The organism is uncultured Martelella sp. (assembly GCF_963677965.2).
GTDB lineage: Bacteria > Pseudomonadota > Alphaproteobacteria > Rhizobiales > Rhizobiaceae > Martelella > Martelella mangrovi.
The window spans coordinates 116,300-134,995 of record NZ_CAXXFM010000001.1; the positions used below are offsets into that span (position 1 = coordinate 116,300).

At 60.0% G+C, this 18,696-nt stretch carries 21 protein-coding genes and 1 tRNA gene; all 22 read right to left on the reverse strand.

Annotated features, from left to right (window positions below; translation table 11 throughout):
* The 22 genes from ACHZCU_RS00620 to ACHZCU_RS00725 all read right to left on the reverse strand — a co-directional run bounded on the left by ACHZCU_RS00620 (nt 1) and on the right by ACHZCU_RS00725 (nt 18,656).
* Complete coding sequence (locus ACHZCU_RS00620) at nt 1-624, reverse strand: hypothetical protein (RefSeq protein WP_319517236.1); 624 nt, start codon at nt 622-624, stop codon at nt 1-3.
* Between the two features lie 4 nt (nt 625-628).
* Nucleotides 629-1,090 carry a DNA circularization N-terminal domain-containing protein gene (locus ACHZCU_RS00625; RefSeq protein WP_319517237.1) on the reverse strand — a complete coding sequence of 154 codons (462 nt, stop codon included), beginning with the start codon at nt 1,088-1,090 and terminating at the stop codon, nt 629-631.
* 4 nt (nt 1,091-1,094) lie between these two features.
* Nucleotides 1,095-2,975 (reverse strand): phage tail tape measure protein, encoded by a 1,881-nt coding sequence (locus tag ACHZCU_RS00630; RefSeq protein WP_319517238.1) that lies wholly within the window; start codon nt 2,973-2,975, stop codon nt 1,095-1,097.
* Between the two features lie 88 nt (nt 2,976-3,063).
* A complete protein-coding gene (locus ACHZCU_RS00635; RefSeq protein ID WP_319517239.1) occupies nt 3,064-3,429 on the reverse strand; it encodes a phage tail assembly protein in 366 nt (121 codons plus the stop codon).
* Between the two features lie 2 nt (nt 3,430-3,431).
* The gene (locus ACHZCU_RS00640; RefSeq protein ID WP_319517240.1) at nt 3,432-3,809 is read right to left on the reverse strand and encodes a hypothetical protein; all 378 of its coding nucleotides are present in this window, start codon (nt 3,807-3,809) and stop codon (nt 3,432-3,434) included.
* Between the two features lie 69 nt (nt 3,810-3,878).
* On the reverse strand, nt 3,879-5,369 hold the full coding sequence (locus ACHZCU_RS00645) for a hypothetical protein (protein WP_319517241.1): 1,491 nt from the start codon (nt 5,367-5,369) through the stop codon (nt 3,879-3,881).
* Nucleotides 5,369-5,608, reverse strand: coding sequence for a hypothetical protein (locus ACHZCU_RS00650; RefSeq protein WP_319517242.1), 240 nt, complete (start codon nt 5,606-5,608; stop codon nt 5,369-5,371). The genes ACHZCU_RS00645 and ACHZCU_RS00650 overlap by 1 nt, the downstream gene beginning before the upstream one ends.
* A gap of 202 nt (nt 5,609-5,810) precedes the next feature.
* Nucleotides 5,811-6,533: a hypothetical protein gene (locus ACHZCU_RS00655; RefSeq protein WP_319517243.1), complete on the reverse strand. Its 723-nt coding sequence runs from the start codon at nt 6,531-6,533 to the stop codon at nt 5,811-5,813.
* Between the two features lie 4 nt (nt 6,534-6,537).
* A complete protein-coding gene (locus ACHZCU_RS00660; RefSeq protein ID WP_319517244.1) occupies nt 6,538-6,921 on the reverse strand; it encodes a hypothetical protein in 384 nt (127 codons plus the stop codon).
* 73 nt (nt 6,922-6,994) lie between these two features.
* The gene (locus tag ACHZCU_RS00665; protein WP_319517245.1) at nt 6,995-8,041 is read right to left on the reverse strand and encodes a major capsid protein; all 1,047 of its coding nucleotides are present in this window, start codon (nt 8,039-8,041) and stop codon (nt 6,995-6,997) included.
* 27 nt (nt 8,042-8,068) lie between these two features.
* Nucleotides 8,069-8,779 (reverse strand): head decoration protein, encoded by a 711-nt coding sequence (locus ACHZCU_RS00670; protein ID WP_319517246.1) that lies wholly within the window; start codon nt 8,777-8,779, stop codon nt 8,069-8,071.
* A gap of 18 nt (nt 8,780-8,797) precedes the next feature.
* Nucleotides 8,798-9,301, reverse strand: coding sequence for a hypothetical protein (locus ACHZCU_RS00675; RefSeq protein WP_319517247.1), 504 nt, complete (start codon nt 9,299-9,301; stop codon nt 8,798-8,800).
* A gap of 2 nt (nt 9,302-9,303) precedes the next feature.
* The gene (locus ACHZCU_RS00680; RefSeq protein ID WP_319517248.1) at nt 9,304-10,224 is read right to left on the reverse strand and encodes a S49 family peptidase; all 921 of its coding nucleotides are present in this window, start codon (nt 10,222-10,224) and stop codon (nt 9,304-9,306) included.
* Between the two features lie 14 nt (nt 10,225-10,238).
* On the reverse strand, nt 10,239-10,508 hold the full coding sequence (locus ACHZCU_RS00685; RefSeq protein ID WP_394705996.1) for a hypothetical protein: 270 nt from the start codon (nt 10,506-10,508) through the stop codon (nt 10,239-10,241).
* Nucleotides 10,486-12,090, reverse strand: a complete 1,605-nt coding sequence (locus tag ACHZCU_RS00690; RefSeq protein ID WP_319517250.1) for a phage portal protein — start codon at nt 12,088-12,090, stop codon at nt 10,486-10,488. The genes ACHZCU_RS00685 and ACHZCU_RS00690 overlap by 23 nt, the downstream gene beginning before the upstream one ends.
* Entirely contained in the window at nt 12,090-14,063 is a 1,974-nt protein-coding gene (locus tag ACHZCU_RS00695) for a terminase gpA endonuclease subunit (protein ID WP_319517251.1), read from the reverse strand. Before ACHZCU_RS00695 ends, ACHZCU_RS00690 begins: the two co-directional genes overlap by 1 nt.
* The gene (locus ACHZCU_RS00700) at nt 14,060-14,674 is read right to left on the reverse strand and encodes a hypothetical protein (RefSeq protein WP_319517252.1); all 615 of its coding nucleotides are present in this window, start codon (nt 14,672-14,674) and stop codon (nt 14,060-14,062) included. The genes ACHZCU_RS00695 and ACHZCU_RS00700 overlap by 4 nt, the downstream gene beginning before the upstream one ends.
* 157 nt (nt 14,675-14,831) lie before the next feature.
* Nucleotides 14,832-15,404, reverse strand: a complete 573-nt coding sequence (locus tag ACHZCU_RS00705) for a hypothetical protein (RefSeq protein ID WP_319517253.1) — start codon at nt 15,402-15,404, stop codon at nt 14,832-14,834.
* Between the two features lie 226 nt (nt 15,405-15,630).
* Nucleotides 15,631-15,707, reverse strand: a tRNA-Met gene (locus ACHZCU_RS00710).
* A gap of 182 nt (nt 15,708-15,889) precedes the next feature.
* Nucleotides 15,890-16,561: a transcription termination/antitermination NusG family protein gene (locus ACHZCU_RS00715; protein ID WP_394705997.1), complete on the reverse strand. Its 672-nt coding sequence runs from the start codon at nt 16,559-16,561 to the stop codon at nt 15,890-15,892.
* Nucleotides 16,561-17,958 (reverse strand): helix-turn-helix domain-containing protein, encoded by a 1,398-nt coding sequence (locus tag ACHZCU_RS00720; RefSeq protein ID WP_319517255.1) that lies wholly within the window; start codon nt 17,956-17,958, stop codon nt 16,561-16,563. Before ACHZCU_RS00720 ends, ACHZCU_RS00715 begins: the two co-directional genes overlap by 1 nt.
* Nucleotides 17,955-18,656 carry a hypothetical protein gene (locus tag ACHZCU_RS00725; protein ID WP_319517256.1) on the reverse strand — a complete coding sequence of 234 codons (702 nt, stop codon included), beginning with the start codon at nt 18,654-18,656 and terminating at the stop codon, nt 17,955-17,957. The genes ACHZCU_RS00720 and ACHZCU_RS00725 overlap by 4 nt, the downstream gene beginning before the upstream one ends.
* Nucleotides 18,657-18,696: the final 40 nt, after the last annotated feature.

Here is an 18,696-nt window from a genome sequence, read left to right on the forward strand (position 1 = left end):
CTACCGCGCCAGCGCCTGAAATCGCGTCGGCATCAGCATCGGCGTTGCCGCATTGGCTTCCTCGAAAAGCTGGCTGGCGCGCGTGGCATCGCCATAAAGCCGGTGCGCCAGAACGGCAGACGGCAAGGATATGCCGGTTTCCACCGCAACCATCGGCGTTGCCGTTGCCGCGATCTCGGACACCATGCGCACGCAAAGTGCCACAACGCCGGAAAGCCAGCCGAAAAGCTGCGCGCCATCTGCGCCCAGTGCGGAGACCGCAGCAAGGCCGGTTTCGCCCGTTTCGGCAATCCGCTGGCGGGCATTGCGCGCGGCGGGCCGTGATGGCCACGCAACCCGCACGCCGCCGATGGCCGCGCCGAATGCGGTAAGAATCTGCATCACCGCAAGGGTTTCGCCCGTGGCCGTCGGGTCCACCTTGATCGCCTCGAAATCGGTTTCGGCGCTGACGCTCTCGCCGACCATCCGCATCAAGTCCAACGCTTCCTGCGAAAACGCAGCCGCATCGAGCGCGGCGGCAACCTCGACCCGCGCGGCGAAATCGGCCGTATCGTCGGCATCGGAAATGATCGTCGCGGCAAGGCCGGACAGCCAGTCGAGAATGACCGTTTTTTCTGCAGCCATGAAACTACCCGAAAAAGGATGACATGCCGGCAGCCGCAAGCCCGACGCCGGCCGCAACAGCGGCATTGACATTGCCGAGGTTCAGCGCTTTGCCCAGCGCGGTCGGATGCGGCACAAAGGTTATGCCGAAGCCGACATAGCCAAGCTCACGCTTGGAACGCGTACGCCAGTAACGCTCGGCTGTCGCCAGCATCGGCGGATCGATCGGCATTGTCAGAAGGCCGGGCCCCGGCGCATTCAAGACGGCCTTCAGCGCCAGCGCCTGCACATCGGAGAAATCGCCGATCGTATAGGCCGTGACATCAAAGGCTTCTGTGGCTTTACCCAGTTCCTCGACGGTGGACTGGTAGCCGCCGGCATGTTCATGCACGGCCAGCCGCTTGCCGCCCGATGCCGAATCATATTCCACATAAAACGGCACGCCCTTGTAGGAGCCGGGAAAAAGCGTTGCTGCCCAGTTGCGCATGACTTCAATAGGCTCCTGCCGGCGCGTTGTCTTCCGGCTTCATGGATTTTCCGGGATTGGCATTGGCGCGCTCCTGGCGGCGCTGCAGGCGGCCGGCCGCGCCGGTCAGTTTCGTTGCTGCGGTATCGACGGCGGTGGCGACATTGCTGAGCGCGCGGACAATATCATCGCCGCCCGCTTCGACATTGCGGCCCACATCGCTCATCTTGCCCCTGGCATCGTCGCTCGCCTTGCGAATTCCCTCTGCCCCGTCGGTAAAGGACTGGCCCATTTCGCGCGAACCTTCTTCGACCTTGTCGGTGTCGAAAACACTAAGCACCTGTTCCAGCAGGCCGCCGCCATCTTGGGGTTTGCTGAGATCGGGTATTTCAAAATAATTGTCCGACAAGTGCATCGCTCTGTCGATGCGACGCTCGCTCATTCTGCTACTGCGATTCAGGAGCTGCTGGCGATCATCGAGCGGTGGTTGTCCGCTACCTGGCCCCGCCGCCTGGTCGCCCCAATCCACATACATCAGGGCGTTACCTTGCTGGAAGTTCTTCTCACGATCGCGGGCGGCCATCCTCTGCAGCAGGTCATCACTGCGATTCCCGCCTTCATAGGCCAGACGATCAAGTTCTTCATTTTTAAAGGCGCCGCCTAGCGGCATATTCGTCGCCGACCAGATGACCTTCTGCATATGCGTCATGCCACGCGCATCAAGCGCATTGTCGACAGCATCATTGTAGTCAACGTAGTCGGCCGTTGTATTCATCGCTTTGCTGGCAGGCGGCGCAATCGCCTTGCCCATCGATGTCCACATACGGTCCCAGCTCGAAGCCATGTTATCAATGTCTGACTGCGTGTCCTCAAGTATACGCTGCAAGTCCCGGAAAACTGTTCCGTCAACCTCAGCCGAATTCATGGTGTTATAAAAATTTTCGAGACTGTCGGTAGAGGTCAGCAAAGACTGCATAGCCAAACGGAATTCTTTGTCGGTAAACAGCTGAGGCAGTTTTTTCAAATCACCGTCGATGGCAAGCTCGGTCAATCGAATGAAGGTATCAAGCGCATCCTTCCCGGCGGCGGCTCCCTCTTCCATGCCCTTGCGCAGATCCACCCCCATCTTCTTGAAGGCCCTCGCAGTCTGTTCGGAATAGATCTTACCAAAGACCTCTCCAGCCTGCGTCGCTGCCGATGAGGCATCTCCCGTATCCTCTCGCAAGGTTTGCAACACGGCAATGAGCTTCTTGAGCCCATCCTCACCTTTATATCCCAATGTTGCAAACGAGTTAGCAAGGTTCGGAATATACTGAGCCATATCCTTCAATTCGAACTGACCCGCCTTGCCGCCTTCGACCATGATGTCGAAAGCCTTCTGCATTTCCTCTGCTTCTATTTCGAGCGCATCCGCGGCCTTGAGTCCGGTATTGGCAATGTCAGTGGTCGCCGCACCGGTAGCCTGTGCTGTCGCAAGCACGGACGGCAAAAAATCCAGAGCCGCTTCAAGAGACATTCCCGAAGCGACCAGCGTGTCGAGTGCTTCAATGCCATCCTGCAGCGGCATTGCAACGGCTTTGGTATCTGCCTGAACCCGCTTCAGAGCTTCTTCGGTTTCATCTGCTGTCGCCCCGGCGGTAATTCCGATCCGGTTCATCTGCCGCTCCAGGGCAGCAAAATCCTTGACTGCTTTGGTGGCGCCGGCAGCCACAACCGCAGGCGCAGCATATCGGGCAACCATAGCCATGCTGGCCCGCGAGGCAGCCACCATCCGAGCAGACGCCGCATTCGCCTGGTTGGCCTTTCTGCTGACCGTACCGAGCTTGTTCGAGACGCGACCCAAAACATTGCCGGTTCGGTCGTAGGCCGAAATTTTAAGCCGCGCTTCGAATTCGCGATTTGGCATGAAATTATAATCCCAGACTGTCAGCGTCCGTTGCGGGGGCGTTGGTGCGCCGCCGCACGGTTAATCCACCAAACAATTTGCGAAAGCGTCATTCGCTCGACGGCGTCGAATGAGCATCCGAATCGGAAGATGAGGAGGTCCGCGGCTTTATCGACTCCGCGCTTTCCGTAAAAAAACCACACACCGCATCCTGCAACTTGAGGGAATCAGCCGCCGTAAGCGTGTGAATGAATTCGTACCCCGGCGCAGTGATCAGCCGCTTCAGGTACTCATCAACGACATCGGTGTAGATCAACCGCACCACGCCACCGCCCTTGGCAGGCTGGAAATCGAAAGGTTCGCCAAGATTAGTCGGAAAAACATCCGAATAGGTCGGCTCCCGCAGCACGATGGTATCGAACGTTGTGCCGTTGACGGTGTAGGATTTGGAGAGATTGACGGTCTTGTCGGCCATGATCACGCCCCTGCATCGGTCTTGTTGTAGCGCTCATAATTGAGCGTCAGACCCGTCACCTCGCCGGTCAGGCGGTTCACCGAGGGATCGCCGGACAGAAACGCCTTTGTGAAATAATGCGTCGCCCCGGAAAACTCCTCGACGAGCGTGCCGTCAAAACGGTCGCCGGAGATCAGCTGGTCGTAATTGTGGCCGTAGTCGGCAAAGCTGATCTCGCAGGTGCCCGGCTTCATCTCACCGGTGCGGTCAACCGAGCCGTTCTGATTGGTCACGGCGGTGACCGTCATCCGCGTCGGCACGAGATTGACCGTGGCGCGCAGCGCGATCAGTTCGCCATTCGAAAAGCGAAGCGACATGCGCCCGCCGAAATCCTTGCTCATGGGAGTGCTCCGAATTTAAGGGAAAGAAACCGGCCGGCGCGAAAAGCCCCGGCCTGAAGGGTATGCGGATCAGTCGAACTGGGCGTAGGCCCGCGCCACGCCGGCGAAGATGTCGAGCGCGTTGACGAAATCGAGCGGCAGATAGGTATCCACCCGGTTCGGGTTGTCGCTGTTGCGGGTCACCGTCATCGCCTGCAGGGCCTCATCGGCATTTTCCAGCACGCCATTGTCGGCCATCCGGCGATAGCTGTGATAGAGCGTGGCCTTGATATCCGCCGTGGTCGAGATGTTCGGGTTGTTGCCCGGATTGTCGTCGGCAATGGCCTTGTTGGAATGCTCATAGGCCAGATCGGCGCGGAAGCGCTTCAGCGCATAAGTGAGCTGGAACACGCGCTGGATATCCCGGAAGGTTGTATCCGGCGCGCCGTTGATCGTCTGCGACTGCGTGATGATCTTGTCGACCATCACATTGCCGGACTTGTCGATCTTCCAGCCGGAAACGCCGTTCTTGTAGAACGTGTTGCGGGTGGTGTAATCCATCCAGTAAGCCCGGTCGCGCGGCGCAATCGCGCCCTTGACCACAAGCCCCGTCTGGTTGACCGAGACCCCGCCGCCGGCGCCATCGCCCAGCAGCGAGGCAGTCCGTGCGGTGAACATCGAAACCCAGCGATAGAGCGGAATGGCAAAGCCGCCCGCGGTAAACTGCGGGATCATCGTCAGATGCCAGGTGTCTTTCGCTTCCGCCTTGGCGATCAGTTCGGTCGATGTGTCGGCGAACGGATAGAAGCAGTGGCCGTAGATCTGCTGCAGATAGGACCAGCGGCCCGAAACCTCGTCGAGGAAGTCGTTGATCAGGCCAAGGTTCGTATCGTCGTTGAACGGGCAAATGATGATCTCGAAAGGATCGTCATTCATCGCCGCCAGAATATTGGCGACCGAGGGCACGCCCGCACCCGCCGTGGTGGTGGCAAAGGTGAAGAGACCGGCAAAGGCATTGACGCGGTCGAGCACCGGCACATGGATATCGATCCCCGTGGCATAGGTGCCTTTGTGCCGCGCCGTCAGCGTCACCACATTGGTGGCAGCCGTTGCCGTAAACGGCAGGCTCTGCTTGCTCGCCTGGTTGAAATAGGCGTTGATCGCCGCGGCAAGCGCGGTTGCCACATCATTAGCCGAGGTGCCCGCGGCAATCTCGACACTGACGATCTCGCCGCCGATCTGGAGAACGCCCTGCCCGCCTGCGGACGGAACCGTGCCCACCGTCAGCGTGCGGATTTCCGCCGTGCCGCTGTCGGCCACGCGCCCGATCCAGATTTCCTGTGTCGGCGCATTGGCGCGGGCATCGAGGAACATGGCTTCCAGCATGGAGCCGGCGCCGGCCAGATTGCGCGCATCGGTCGCCGTGTTGCAAACGGCAATGCCGCCTTCGGCAAGCGAGCCGCCGGCAAGGCCGTGGCCGAGGATCATCGTCCGGGTTTCGGCCGAGAACTGCCCGCCCGACTGCACATCAAAGGTAAAGATGGGACCGACAAGGTCCGACGGAATATTGCTGGTCGCCATCACTTGGCTCCTCTCGTGTTGCGCTTCTTGGCGGTTTCAGTCCTGGCGGGTTCGGGCGCAGGTGCGGCATCCGCCGCCTCATTGGCTTCCGGCTCCACCTTCACAAGCGAGCCTTCCGCCACCAGCCGCGCCTCATAAGGATTGGCAAAATTCACCGCCCGCCCCCCGGCAGGCCAGTCCGCCTGCCCGCCAGGCATGGGAATGCGAACGCCCGAACGCGGGCGGTATGTCTCAGCCATGGGAAGGCTCCGCTATCGTTTTGGAAAATCTTTGGGGTAGTCACGCTGCACAACACGATGCATCAGCACGTTCTGGCATTCGTGTATGCCGCGCCGAAATTGCTCAACATGATCGGGGTGCGTGGGCTCAATCTCAAGAAACCCGTTCCACGCATCAACTAGCGACCGCATCACCACGCTTTCCTGTTCGGTTAATGGCGGCTTACTCATCGCTCAAACTCACATCGCCCTGCACGGGCGTTCCCGTATCGATGCCGGCCCCCTCAAGCGCCGTCGCCGGATCCGCCGCAAAATGCGCTGCCAGCGCGGCAAGCTTTGCCTTGGCATAGGAATTTGCAGGCAGCGCAGCATGGACCGACCTGATCGGCTCCGGCAGCCCGCCGTTCTCGACATCAAACTCATCATCCCGGATCGAACACGCAAACCGCATCATGACGCGCTGATACTTCAGTCCGAAATCCGGCGCGGCAAAGGTGGACATGTCGACCCGTTCGATCCGCCGCACCAGCCTGCGCCATGCGCCGCCGGCGGTGCTGCGCTCAAGCTTGAAGCGTATCTGCGAACAAAGCGCCGCAAGCACCATCCGCGCTTCGGGATCGTCTTCCGCCATTGGCGCGACAAACTCTCCCTCATTGTCTTCAGCAACAACGGCCAGTTCCGCGATAATCACCAGCATGGCGCTGGCCTGCGTATCGACAGCCGCCGAGGCCTCGCCCATCAGCTGCGCCGCGGCCTCGCTGGTATAGAGCGAAATCACCGGCGTGTATCCGGCGGGTGCATTGCGATCGAGGCTTTGCAGTGAGGCTGGCTCGCTGTCGAAAACGGCCCTGCCCGCAAGCGTCGGGAAAGGTCCACCCGCTTCAAGGCTGGCCGTCGGGCAAAGCACTTCGATGGCCGCTAGGCGCAGGGCTTCGGCTGCAAGCATCGTCTCAGGCCTTGTTCAAATACCAGGCGGGACGGCTGCTGCCATCCTTTTCCTTGGCCATGATTTTCCAGGTCACGCCGTCAGCAACGACAAAATCGCCGCGCTCCGGCAGATAGGGCCACGCCCCGATATGCGCCGTCAGAACGGCGTCATAGGAAACAGAGCCCGAGGTCTCGGGGTCGGACGGCTTGTTGCGCCCGCTGCGTTCCGTCGAGGCCTCAAGATCGATCGTTCCGGAAAACGGAAAAGCCACGCGGCTGTCATCATCGACAGCCTTATGGTTCGGCCCAAGCCCGCCCTTGCGCGGCTGAAGAACGCACGCCGTTTTGTCAAACGTATCCGCGCAGCTATCTTCCAGCAGCGCCCGGGCAGCCGACCAGTCAACCATGATCCAGAACCTCGGAAGAAAGGAAGACGGCCGAAACACTTCCGACCGTCAATTTTATCTTGACCGACCGAAATCAGTTCGTGGTCAGTTCAACCTGGCACTCAGGCTGCTTGCATATCGAAAGCATGTTCGACTGCGACTTGATCTCGATGCCAGATCCGTGCTTCAACTCTTCGGTGGTGACGAAGATCGGCTCAGCATCCAGTGTGGGGGCCTGGTTTACCATCGACATGTGGAACGGCGGAGCATCGTAGGTCCGGAACATACCCTGCGTTCCTGTTGGGAAAGCATGCCCCTTATTTGCTGCCACGTTCTGTTCGCTGGTAATTGTGCCTGATGTGCTCTTGACCGGCATCGAGCCCTTGTATTCGCGGAACATAAGACTACCGAACTCGAAGACACGACCCCAGTTCCCCCCCAGACGCTGACGCTCGACCGTGGTGTGAAGTGCCGCATTCTGGGCCTGTACCCAAAACTTCTCGACCTTCTCGTGCGAAATCAGCTTGTTGAAGAACGTGGTGTCAACGATCACATCGACGCCGGAAGAAGTTTCGCCCTTGAGGTTGGTGGTGATGTGATCATTCACCTCCTCGCACTTTGCCATGACATCCGTACCAGTTGTGGCCAGGGCGAAGTCGACAGTCTTTTTGGTGATGCCGAAAACGTTATAGATGTCATAAAGGGTACGCCCCTTACCATCCTTGATCAGGCCTTTCAGCATACCGAGTTTGAGATACTCGCGAGTGATTGAATGCTTGCGTCTGATATTCGCCAGTTTCATCGCAAGCTGACGATCCATCGACTCCGGCGTAACAACGCCGTTGACGACGACAAGCACGCTGTCGGCATCATCCGGGCTGATAAAGTCCAGGTGCGGGAAATGAGGAATTTCCAAAATGATCGCATTCTCGCTATCATTTTGACCCACATCGCCAGGACCACCACGTGGCTCAGCGCCGAGTACGTAAATGACACCATCCTTGTATTCGATCCGTACATACTTCGATGCCTTCGGCTCGTTAGGAGCGATTCCGAGCGCACCGAGATAGCCGTAGGTGTTGGGGATGCGGTTGACTTCCTGCGTCAGTTCCACATCCGTGTAGGGAAGAAGAATTTCCATGTTGTGTTTTCCTTATCCTGGATGGGATCAGACGCGGACCACGATGCCGCGCTTTTCCTCGACATTCTCGACGGCAGCCGCCTTGTCCGTTGCGGAAAGCCCTTCGGGCCACTGAATGCCGCCATCGCGCAGGATGGCCTGACGGCGAACGGCGAGACCGTTGCCGACATTGTCGACGCCATCGGCCGCTTCGATCGCATTGGCCGCAAAACCCCAGATGACCTGCGAGCCATTGGTTGCCGTCGGCGACCATGCGACGATCTTGCCATCGTCAGCGCCGGCGGCAATCGACACAGTGACAATGAAGCTGTCACCCTCGACGAAATCCGTGCCGCCGCCAGCGATCGTGAACTTGATCGTCTTATCGAAGGCCGCGCCGCCGGTAGCCGTGCCGACACGCACGCCCTCCGGGTTCTCGACGCGAAACTTGGAGGTTCCGTCAGCGCCGCCGGTGGTGCATACAACCGTGTACTCGCCAAGCGGAGCAGTGGCGGTGAATGCCGGATCGGCCAGCGTCAGCGTGCCGTTGCCGGTATTGCCGGCATCCGCTGCGGAGACAGCGCTTTTGGTGCCGCCTGCGGTAATCTTGCCGAGCGGCGTGCCAAGCGAAATGCTGCGGGTATCACCGTCGCCGGCGAGGAGCGTGTAACTCGCGATCGAGTATTCACGCTCAGGCATCCACTTGACGAGGTCGGAAAGGGTCCGCGCCTTCGTGGCAGTATAAACAGCGAGAGACATGATAGCGTCCTTTCTCGATTACTTCTTCAGCGCATCGATCTGGAGATCGACGGCGGCGGAAAGCCCGGATTTCTTCGGACCATTGCCGGCGGAAGGCTGGGCGAGGCCGGAAGCCGAAACACGGCGTTCCTCGTAGCTCTCTTCCTTATTGCCCTCTTCGGCTTTCGGGGCAGTCGCCATCAAAGCCTCAGCAGCCTCGGCCGACATGTCGGTTTCGAACGCCAGGTGGCTAGCAAGCCCCTCGCGCCCCTTGGCCTTGGCACTGCCGGTGATCGCCTTGATCCGTGCCTTTGTGGCGTCGGAAGCATCCTTTGCAACAGCGGAGGTGTCAGCACCGGCGGGCTTGTCGTTCGCGCCGGGCGTCTTCTTCTCTTCGGACATTTGATGGTCCTCTTCGGTGGCGGACGCCTCGTCCGCCGGTTCAACATTGGACGCATCCGCGCCCGGCTCTCCCTCGATGAGGGAATCATCATCCGCGCCGGGCTTCACAGCCCGGTGGATCGCAGCAAGAAAGCTTGTCATGATCAGACCTTGTTGATTGCCTTGACGAATGCATCGAATGCGGCCGACGGATCGCCGATCGCGTCGATCAGTCCGTGTTCCAGCGCTTCCTGCGCCGTAAAAGCTTCGGCCTCTGTCGCCATCACCTTTGCCTTTGTGGTGCTGCCCTTGCGGCCACGGGCGACGAGATCGGCAAAGGTTTCGCGCATGGCGTTGGCCTGCGCCTCCCATTTTTCCAGCGTTTCTTCGGGCAAGGCCTCGTAAGGGTTGCCGTTCGCCTTCTTGGCGCCGGCCTTGACAATAGTGACCTTGATTCCTTCCTTCTCCAGCCACCCTGAATAGTCGGCATGCAACATGATCACGCCGACGGAACCGGCCCCGCCAAAGGGCGGCGCGATGATCGAACGGCACTGACTGGCAAGCGCATACGCGGCTGAAAAGGCGTGGTCGGTCAGAATGGCGACTGTCGGTTTGATCTTCGACAGCGCGGCCAGCATCCGGGCGGTCTCGAAGCAACCGGCCACTTCACCGCCGAAACTGTCGATTTCGACGACAACGCCCTTAACGCGAGCGTCGCGTGTAGCTATGCCGATTTGGGTTTGAAGCCCCTCATAGGAGGTTACCCCGGACGATTGCCCGATGAAGGTGCCCTTGTGCACCAATGTACCTTCTACCGGGATCACAGCCACGTTACCTTCGACAAATAGCTTGGCGCCATTCCAAGCAGCCTTCTGCTGCGCAAAGGAATCCCCCAGCCTTCCCGCCGACGGACGCCCGTTTGCAAACGCGGTGTGGTCGACCGCCTTTCCGCCATTGACAACAACAATATCGCTGCCGGCGATCCGCCCGCCGAGGCCAAGCACAAAGGCCTCCGCCTTGCGTTCGTCATAGGCCAGCGGCGTGTTGAACACCCGCTGGGCGATATGTCCGTAGGAAAAAGACATGGACGTCTCCGGTTTCAGTAGTGCAGCGACCAGCGCCGGCCGGTGCGGCAAACGCCGCTCTTGGCCGCACAGGCCCGGTCGAGCCGCTCGATTTCCTGATCGAGATCGGTCAGAGAGGTGCTGGCCAGTTTGACCCGCTGTTTCATCACGGGAGACTGGATTTCCGATTCCTCGACCGCCTCGCCCGCAATGCGCTTCATGCGCACCGCCCGCAGCGCAGTCGCCATGGCACAGGGATCGTCGAGGTCGACCGTCGCGCCGTTAATCTTGACTGGCGTTACCACCATCGGCCTCCTGATCACTCGTTGGTGCGTCTGACTTCGGCGTCCCGGTATTGCGTTCGAACGGCGAAGGCATGCCGGCATCCTTGTAGCGCTTGTGCCAACGCAGGTTGCTTTCAAACACCTCTTCCGGATCCTGTCCGATCTCGGCGCATTCGGCCTCTTTTGTCGAAGTGCCATTAGCCATGCGTTCAGTCGCCGCCTTGGAGCGCTTCAGATCATCAGCAGTTGGCTTCGAGGGCCCGAGGCAAAGCGCCCACAAGATTGCATCGCGGTTAATACGATAGACTTCCGGGCCACCCTTGAACGGAATTAGGCCTTCTTCGATCTGTTCATCGAGCCACGATTCATACGGCACCAGCATATGCGGAGCCGCGATCCTGTCCGTGCGCCGCTGCGCGATCGGCCAAAGTGCCGAATTCTCCATCATCGTCGAGGCGTAGGTGGCCCGAGTATAGTCCAGCGTGTAACCGCCGTAGGACATGCCGAGTGCACGTGCCGTTTCGCGATGCATCGCAGCCATGAAAGGCTCATGGTGGGTACCCGGAACGGAGATTGACTTGAAGTCGAGGCTTTCGCCGGGCGCAAGCTGAGAGATGCCAGCCCCGGCGCCAAGCTTGATTTCGCTCTCTGCCGCGCGCTCAAGCTGTGCACCAAAATACTGCGCAAAGTCCTGCGCGATATCGGCAGCATTATCAGCGCCGGTTTCCTTCAATGCCTCCAGCGCTTCGAAGGCTTCGGCAGATGGTTTGTCGCTGGTCAGGATCGCGGCATACAGCGTCTGCAGGAAAAACACCTGCGCGGTCGCATCGTCGACGTTTTCCGCCATCAGATACTTACGGAAGGTCGGCACCAGCACGGAAACCCCGCGCACATCTTCCGGTCCGAAGGGATCGAAAGCATGCATAACCATCTGGCGGCCTTCGCGGTCACGCGCCGGATAGTCATATTTTCCAAGCATGCCGTCACGCTTCTCCTGAAAGCGATAGGCGACCGGACGCCCGAACGCATCGTGGATGACCCCCTGAAACATCCCTTCGAATTCGCTGGTGTCCTGGACAAGCTTCTGCGGAGAAAATAGCAGGAATTTCGTGCCCGTCTTCGTGCCAGGCAGGCGCTGTGAGCGCGGCAGATATTGCACCACGCCAACGCTCTCGCCAAAGGCAAGCCAGTTGCGGATGCCCGTGTCTGTGAGCTGCGGCAGCGTGAACTTGGCGCGATAGTCGCATTCCGCCGGCTTCCATGCCCAGACCTTGAACCGGGTCTTGATCAGCCGAACGAAATCGACCGCTTCCTTGTCGTCATAACCGAACGCCTTCAGGTCAGGCTTCGGGTTGAGCTGCAACTCGACGCCAACCGTATCAGCAATGATCTGGTCTGCCGCACCGCGCAACCGACCCGAATTTTGCAGCATGTCCATGGCAAGACCGGCCGCCCGCGTCCATACCCGGCGCACCTCGTCGCGGTGCTCGCGCAGCGAGGCCGGGCGCGAAGCGATAACGCCGCTCTGCGTGTCCCGCATATAGCTGCCCATCGCTCTGCCAGCCAGCACGCGAACGCGCGGTTTCGCAGGAGATGCCTTCACTACAGTTTCCGATTCCGCCATCGATTTTCTTTTTTCGGTTTTGCTGCCGGCGCCTCAGTCGAGGGAGGCGTGGCAGACTTTTCTTTCTGGGCGACAGCAACAGGCGCGGGCGAAAACAGATCCGCCGCGGCCTCGCCTTCATACTTCTCGCGAAGCGCGGCCCATTCGGCCGGAGACATGCGGGAAAGTCCAAGATGCTCGGCCATCGCCATCGCGTAGACGCGGCAGTCAAGCCAGTGGTTGTCAGGGCGGCGCGGTCGCCACTCCTCGTGCAGCTTTCCCCGCACAATCGCGCGAACGTAGTATTCCGCCGTGATCTGCTGAAAATATTCCTGCCCGAGTTCATTATGGAAATGACAATATCCGGGCGGGTCGCAGGCCTCGCCGGCGGCAAGACCGGCCTTGTGAAGATTCCCGTAGAACTCGGCTTTCAGCGACCATGTGCCAACGGGCCATTGCATTGTGGAACCGAAACGCTTCCGCTTGCCGCGCTTGGTGACAGATTGACGCTTCGGCTGCGATATCGCCGGTCGGTTTCGTCCGGGTTCACCCTTAACCGCATAGGTGTTTGGGTGCCGACGGCACCATTCGAGCACAGCATTGGTGTTGTATCCGGCGTCAACGGCAAGAGCATCGATCGTGCGAAGAACGCCCTGCGCGTCCGGAAACTCTTTTGAGACGAAGGCGGCCAGTGCCGGCCATGCGCCCTCGCCCGGATTATCCGTCGCGCCGGGAAAATACTCAGCCGCAACACACCAACTCTGCCGATCCTGCCCGAAGGCAACGATCTCCAGATAGATGCCGTGGCCCTGCACGTCCGCCCCGCCGGCCAGCAGAAGCCCGCCGGGCGGGATCGTCTCCGGCGGATAGTTCTCACTGCGCTCCATCAACCGGACATGATCGGGAGCGTTGCCCTTCATCTGGTACGGCAGTGCCAGAACCAGATTGTGATAGTCCTTTGCCCCGGTCTCGCCCTTGCCTTCGGATGATAGTCTGTCTTCGGCAATCGCCTCATAGGACATCATCAGCGACATGAACGCATCGACGTGAAAGCCGGGATGCCTGTCCGGCCCCGTCTCGCTCGGAATGAACCGGCCCTCCTTGACCGCTATGACGCGCTCCATCTCCGAAATCTCATGCGTGCATGACGTGCAGCGCATACGGGACTTGTGGGGATGATCGCGGTCAACGATCAGGTTCTTGTCTTTCTGAACCTGCTCCGCGCCGCATTCCGGGCACTTGATGTGCCAGAACCTCTGATCCGATCGCCGGAAAGACCTGTCTATCCGGCAGTGCCCCGGCCCGTCACCCAGCGGATCGCCGCTGTCGAGTTCGGGCGTTGAAAGCTCGAGTATCTTGTAATTGCGGAGGCGCCGGAAGGCGGTGAAGCGACCGAAGAACAGCGTTTCCGGGTCCGAGCCGTCAATGAAATATTCCCATTTCGAAAGCTCGTCTTTCACGCCATACCGGCAGGTCTTTCCCGACAGGTCCTTTTTCGTGTTGGCGTTACCGAGGTAGATGAACGTGTCGGAACCTATTTTTTTCGTGTAGGTCGACGAATTGGCAAGATCGACAACGTCCTTTTCTGTCTTTTCCTGCCAGGCCTCGATCAGCGGGTTGAACTTGCCGCTGTTCAGATCCTGCAACAGGTCGATGCCTGGCGCGACATAGAGCGCGTTGTCTGGACACATCTCCGCGATGTAGAGCATCCACGACATGGCTAGGATGGAGACGCCGGTCTGCTGGCCTTTGCGTACGGTCACCAGATTGCACGGGTGCTCTTGGCTAAGGCATTCGGCAATCTCGCTCAGATACGGCGCATCGTCGGCTGACCAGAATTCACCCTTACGATTGCCGTCGACCAGAACGATGTTCTTGCCGATCCACTCCTGGAAGGGCACGGGTGGAACCGGGCGGATCGTCTCCGCAAGCGATGACATGACAAGGCGCAGCGCGCCGGGATGAGCGTTCACGCGTCATCACCCTCTATCGGTTCGTCGACCTCCGGCGCTTCGCTCGCAATCGCGGCCAGACGATCGGCAATATCGTTGCCGACATCATCGGCAATCCTGCGCAAAGCCACCCGCGCACCGTGAACGCCTTCCTTCGAAACGGCCAGTGCAATATCATCGGCCCGGTTCTGCAGCCGGCGCATCATTGCCTGGATATCCCGACCGGCCTGCCGCAGTGCATCTTCCGTCCTGTCGGCTCGAACCAGAGCGCCGACTGCCTCCTGGTGCCTGATGCGTTCGCGGCCGACCTTCAGCCATTCAGACTGCCGTCGCGCTTCCTCAAAACTCTCTGGCTGCGGGACGTTCGATCCCTTGCCGCGTTCCGCTGCAATCGGTTCGTCCGTCGTTCGCAATGGCGCCGAGGCCTTGGCCGGATTGACATGTCGCGAGCGGAATTCATCGTAGTGGGCAAGCGATACCTTCATCACCCGCCCCTGCCCGTCACGCTCGGCAGGCGTGTCCGGTTTCGCGGCAATCAGTTTTTTGACCTGCTTCGATATCGCCATCTTGGACACGCTGTCGCGCGCGGCGATCTCGGAGATCGACCACATGATCAGCGTTGCGTCCGTCACCGTGTAAACCTCTCAGTGTAAACCCCGTAAACCCCGTAAACCCAAAAATCTGAACCCATTTTCTGCCGGAAATCCGGGGTCGCCCCGGCCCGCGGTTGGGGGTGCGTTTGTACGGTCCCTAAACCCCGGGGGGTGTGGCAGAAACGCCACATCATCCCTATCGGGGGAGGATGCGGTCGAGTTCGTGCATGAAGCGCGGGGCAAGGTGCTCCTGGATGAGTTCCGCCATCACTTCGAGGTACTCTTCCGGATTGTTGGTGATCGCGTGAGCCGGATTTGGCCCGAACATTTCGCGGATCTTCTCTTTTTTCGGATTTGACTGCATACGAGAGCCAGGTTCTCGCCGCCAAATACCAAGATGTTCTACTCTGTTCTTGCCTGCATAGACCTTACCGACCCATGCGTGTCTATACGAACCACGCCCGCTAACCAGAACGCCACGCTTTGTCGATCTGTGCCGGAGATCGTACAGCGGTATCCAGCCCGACTTCTCGATGACCTCAATCGTGTTGCCACCGGCGTTGAAATGAGCGGTGGTGAGTTCGCGAATAACCTTTTGCGGTATTTTAACGTGCTTGGCATTTCGCTTGACGACCCGCGTGCGCGCCATATCACGCATACGGCGCATGGCGCGGACCATGGCCTTTGTCTTGATGTCGCCGGGAAGGTTGCGAATGGCTCTGGCAAGCTGCTCAACATCAGATGCATCAATGCGGATATCAGCGACCATGCGGCAAATCCTTCTCTTACCCTAAGACGCACGAAAGGCGGACCGCTTTCACGATCCGCCCTTCACAAACGTCGGCTTCAGCAAAGCTCAATGCACCGGTTTCCCGTCATCCACCTGTCTCCGTATCTTTCCGGAGTGCCATCACGGAGCCGCGCCGTGCCGCCTACTCACCCGCTCCACTTTGCCGCGTCGGCATTGCTTCAACACGCGCTTTCGTCAAGGATTCTGGTTGCAGGGGCAGGATTCGAACCTGCGGCCTTCAGGTTATGAGCCTGATGAGCTACCGGGCTGCTCCACCCTGCCTGAATTCCTGTCGTGTCATGATTTGCGCATAGCTTACGCACTGGCCCTGAATCGCGTCGCCATATCGGCTGTCGTCAGGGCTGGGTGTGGCCGGCGAAGAATGGTCGGGCATCCGCCCCAAGTCGCGCTCTTGAGCGCAACGATCTCGCATAAACAAACCACATCGTCCGTCCCTATATCGCTCACAACTTTTCGAGCATTGCAACAGGAAAATCGATCTCAGGCGCATTTTCGAAACCGCGCAGTTCGACGACCACGCGCGGCTGGCGACGGATAATCTTGCGCACGAAACCACTCATCCCCTCGAAGGGACCGAAGCCGACCAACACGTTGTCCCCGCGCCTGAACCGCACTTCAGGCGCATCTTGCACTTTCTCAACAACGGAGCACATATCGATGAATTTATTCATTCTTTCGGGCGACACCTGATGGGCAAATCCATCGGTGCTGATCATAATCCCATGAACGTCTCCGGCGTGGGGATAGATACCCCCTTCGCGCTTCAGTCCGTCCAGACCGCTGATTGCCGCCGCGCCCACCATGCAGCGAACGAACAGGTATCCGGGCAAAACGGCCCGTTCCTTTTCCAAAGCCTCACGCCGCCTTCGATTGATATATTTCTCTTTCCGCACCGGCAAAAAGGTCTCTATGCCGCGTTCTTCCAGCCATTCGGCAACGCGTGATTCGCAGCGCGGGCGCACCCGAAGCACCACCCACCGCGCCCGCTCCGGGCAATTCTGCCAGTGCCGCCGCGCGGCTGCGTCGATGAAGTGCACGGACATCGCCCGCATCTCAGCCCAGCGGGCCAGTGCTGCCTGTTCACGCTTCGAAAGGTCGTCGATCCGTGCCGTCATCATTCCGCTGCCTCCTGGTTGGTTGCCGCCTGCGCGGCGCGTTTGAATGCTTCAAGCCCGTCCGGGCCGCCTTTGGGGAAATAGACCACGCGCTGGTTGCCGGTCTCCGGCACGAATGGCAGGTGGTTGTCGGCGTGCCAGTCTTCCCAGCGCCGCCACATGTCCGTGCCCACAGGCACCGGCTCCATCGCCTCGGCCAGCGCCACAAAACCCGCCTCCACCGGCTCGAACTGACGGTCGCGCGCGGCCCGGTCGAGCGCGTTGACGCCGGGAAAACCTTCCAGCGTGCGCCGCGCCAGTTCGCGCTCCTCGAAATCATCGGGAAAGGCCAGATCGTTGTCCCTGCTGACCGTCACGCCGCAGCGTTCGGCAAAGCGCAGCGCCATGCCGAGGTCGGTGCGGCGATAGACGCCAAAGCGGTTTTCAAACAGCTCCCGCAACTGGCTGCGCGCCGGCAGTTCAGCCGGCCCTTCCAGCAGCAGCGCCATGCGTTTCGCGCCCCATGCCGGGCCGAATGGCGGCGCCCGGTCCGCCTTGCTGTCGGTGCTTTCCGCCTTCTTGGGCATCGCCTCGACCAGCAAAAACTTGCGGTCCCGCAGGTAGACGCCCAGCGCCACCGGCCTGGGCTTGCCCTTGTTCGGCCCGGAGGAATATTTCGGGCAAATCGCCAGATAGGCATCCCGCAGTTCTTCGGCCTTCCGCCGGTCTTCCGGCGAAAGGGCAACAAACTGTTTCAGCCCCCATGCGCTGGACGAACCGGCAGCATTCGGCCACGGGATCGACTTGCCGCCGCTGCCAAACTCCAGCACACGAAACCGCTTTTCAAGCCCTTTCGGCGTTTCATCCGGTCCGGTCTCTGCGGTCTGGCCTTCTTTCCGATCGAAAGATCGATCGCGCTCGCGCGCACCCTCTCTCTCTCTTGATGGTTCTATTGATGGTTCTATAACGGTTCGGGTGTCACCGTGACACCCGTGGGGTGACACCGTGTCACCCGTCATGTCGTCAGTGTCACCCGTGACAATTGGCCCCACGGGTGACACCGTGTCACCCGTGGCAGCATCGGAACCGCCATCTTTTGCCGGCCTGTTGCGCCGCCCGCGCGGTGGAATTTGCGGCAGTTTTGCAATCGCCTGAAGGTTCATATCGTAGTGGTTGCCAATACCGACGACGCCGGACGCCTCACGAACGAGAACAAGAATGCCCTCATCGACAAACTGATGAAGAATGCGCTGCACGGTCCGCTCCGACAGTTCCGTTTCCGTGGCAATCGTTTCAACGGCCATCCAGATACCACTGCCGTCATCGCTGGCGGCATCCGACAGGCGGATTGCAACAGCCTTTCGGTTCGGGCTTCCGAAGACAGCTTTGCGCACCTTTTGCTGCACTTCGATACTCATGCTGCCACCTCCATCGCGGCTGCAGGCCACTGTGCGGCCATTGCCTCGGCAATGCCCTGATAGGTCCGCGAACGCAGCCGCCAGCGCTCCGACCCTGGCGAGGCCCGGTGCACGATTGACCAGCGCTTGTGCGCATCTGTGCCAGCCTTCGGCGGCTGAAGCCGGTTCGTCGGCTGCAGTTTCGGCAGGCCGCGAAGATAAAACGAGGTCGCCTTGAAGGCAGCATCGCCAAACCACCACGGCTGCACGGTCTGGTCCGGTTTCCTATAATTGACGATCCGTTCCTTGGCGTGGCGGTGCATCACCGGGTTTTCAATCGCAACGCGCGCGATCGGGGCATTCCAGCAGGCAGAAAACAGCGCCGCACCTTCATCCAGGAGCCGCCACATGATCAAAAGGCGCTGTTCTTCCGGCATCTCTGCCCATGCCGCCCGCTCTTGCCCGCGCGCCTCTGCCGGCGGGTTCTTAGGTGGCCCGAAAAGCCAGCGCACGCCGCTGTTGCAAAGCCGCGTGCAAGGCGGATGCATGACGGCCAGCATGTCCCAGCCATCGCCAAGAATATCGCGGATATCGCAGACGATATGGCGGTTGCTGCCATCTTCGGCAGGCAACAGATCGCACGACCAGACATCATGTCCGCGCGCGGCCATGGCCCGCCGAACGACGCCGGATGTCTCGCAACCGATCAGGATACGCATCCCACCCCCTCCAATTCCCGCAAAATCCGGCAGACGTCCG

Excerpts from the sequence above, each read along its gene's own strand:
- ACHZCU_RS00620 (WP_319517236.1), bottom strand. The coding sequence starts at position 624 with ATGGCTGCAGAAAAAACGGTCATTCTCGACTGGCTGTCCGGCCTTGCC.
- ACHZCU_RS00625 (WP_319517237.1), bottom strand. The coding sequence starts at position 1,090 with ATGCGCAACTGGGCAGCAACGCTTTTTCCCGGCTCCTACAAGGGCGTG.
- ACHZCU_RS00630 (WP_319517238.1), bottom strand. The coding sequence starts at position 2,975 with ATGCCAAATCGCGAATTCGAAGCGCGGCTTAAAATTTCGGCCTACGAC.
- ACHZCU_RS00635 (WP_319517239.1), bottom strand. The coding sequence starts at position 3,429 with ATGGCCGACAAGACCGTCAATCTCTCCAAATCCTACACCGTCAACGGC.
- ACHZCU_RS00640 (WP_319517240.1), bottom strand. The coding sequence starts at position 3,809 with ATGAGCAAGGATTTCGGCGGGCGCATGTCGCTTCGCTTTTCGAATGGC.
- ACHZCU_RS00645 (WP_319517241.1), bottom strand. The coding sequence starts at position 5,369 with ATGGCGACCAGCAATATTCCGTCGGACCTTGTCGGTCCCATCTTTACC.
- ACHZCU_RS00650 (WP_319517242.1), bottom strand. The coding sequence starts at position 5,608 with ATGGCTGAGACATACCGCCCGCGTTCGGGCGTTCGCATTCCCATGCCT.
- ACHZCU_RS00655 (WP_319517243.1), bottom strand. The coding sequence starts at position 6,533 with ATGCTTGCAGCCGAAGCCCTGCGCCTAGCGGCCATCGAAGTGCTTTGC.
- ACHZCU_RS00660 (WP_319517244.1), bottom strand. The coding sequence starts at position 6,921 with ATGGTTGACTGGTCGGCTGCCCGGGCGCTGCTGGAAGATAGCTGCGCG.
- ACHZCU_RS00665 (WP_319517245.1), bottom strand. The coding sequence starts at position 8,041 with ATGGAAATTCTTCTTCCCTACACGGATGTGGAACTGACGCAGGAAGTC.
- ACHZCU_RS00670 (WP_319517246.1), bottom strand. The coding sequence starts at position 8,779 with ATGTCTCTCGCTGTTTATACTGCCACGAAGGCGCGGACCCTTTCCGAC.
- ACHZCU_RS00675 (WP_319517247.1), bottom strand. The coding sequence starts at position 9,301 with ATGACAAGCTTTCTTGCTGCGATCCACCGGGCTGTGAAGCCCGGCGCG.
- ACHZCU_RS00680 (WP_319517248.1), bottom strand. The coding sequence starts at position 10,224 with ATGTCTTTTTCCTACGGACATATCGCCCAGCGGGTGTTCAACACGCCG.
- ACHZCU_RS00705 (WP_319517253.1), bottom strand. The coding sequence starts at position 15,404 with ATGGTCGCTGATATCCGCATTGATGCATCTGATGTTGAGCAGCTTGCC.
- ACHZCU_RS00715 (WP_394705997.1), bottom strand. The coding sequence starts at position 16,561 with ATGACGGCACGGATCGACGACCTTTCGAAGCGTGAACAGGCAGCACTG.
- ACHZCU_RS00720 (WP_319517255.1), bottom strand. The coding sequence starts at position 17,958 with ATGAGTATCGAAGTGCAGCAAAAGGTGCGCAAAGCTGTCTTCGGAAGC.
- ACHZCU_RS00725 (WP_319517256.1), bottom strand. The coding sequence starts at position 18,656 with ATGCGTATCCTGATCGGTTGCGAGACATCCGGCGTCGTTCGGCGGGCC.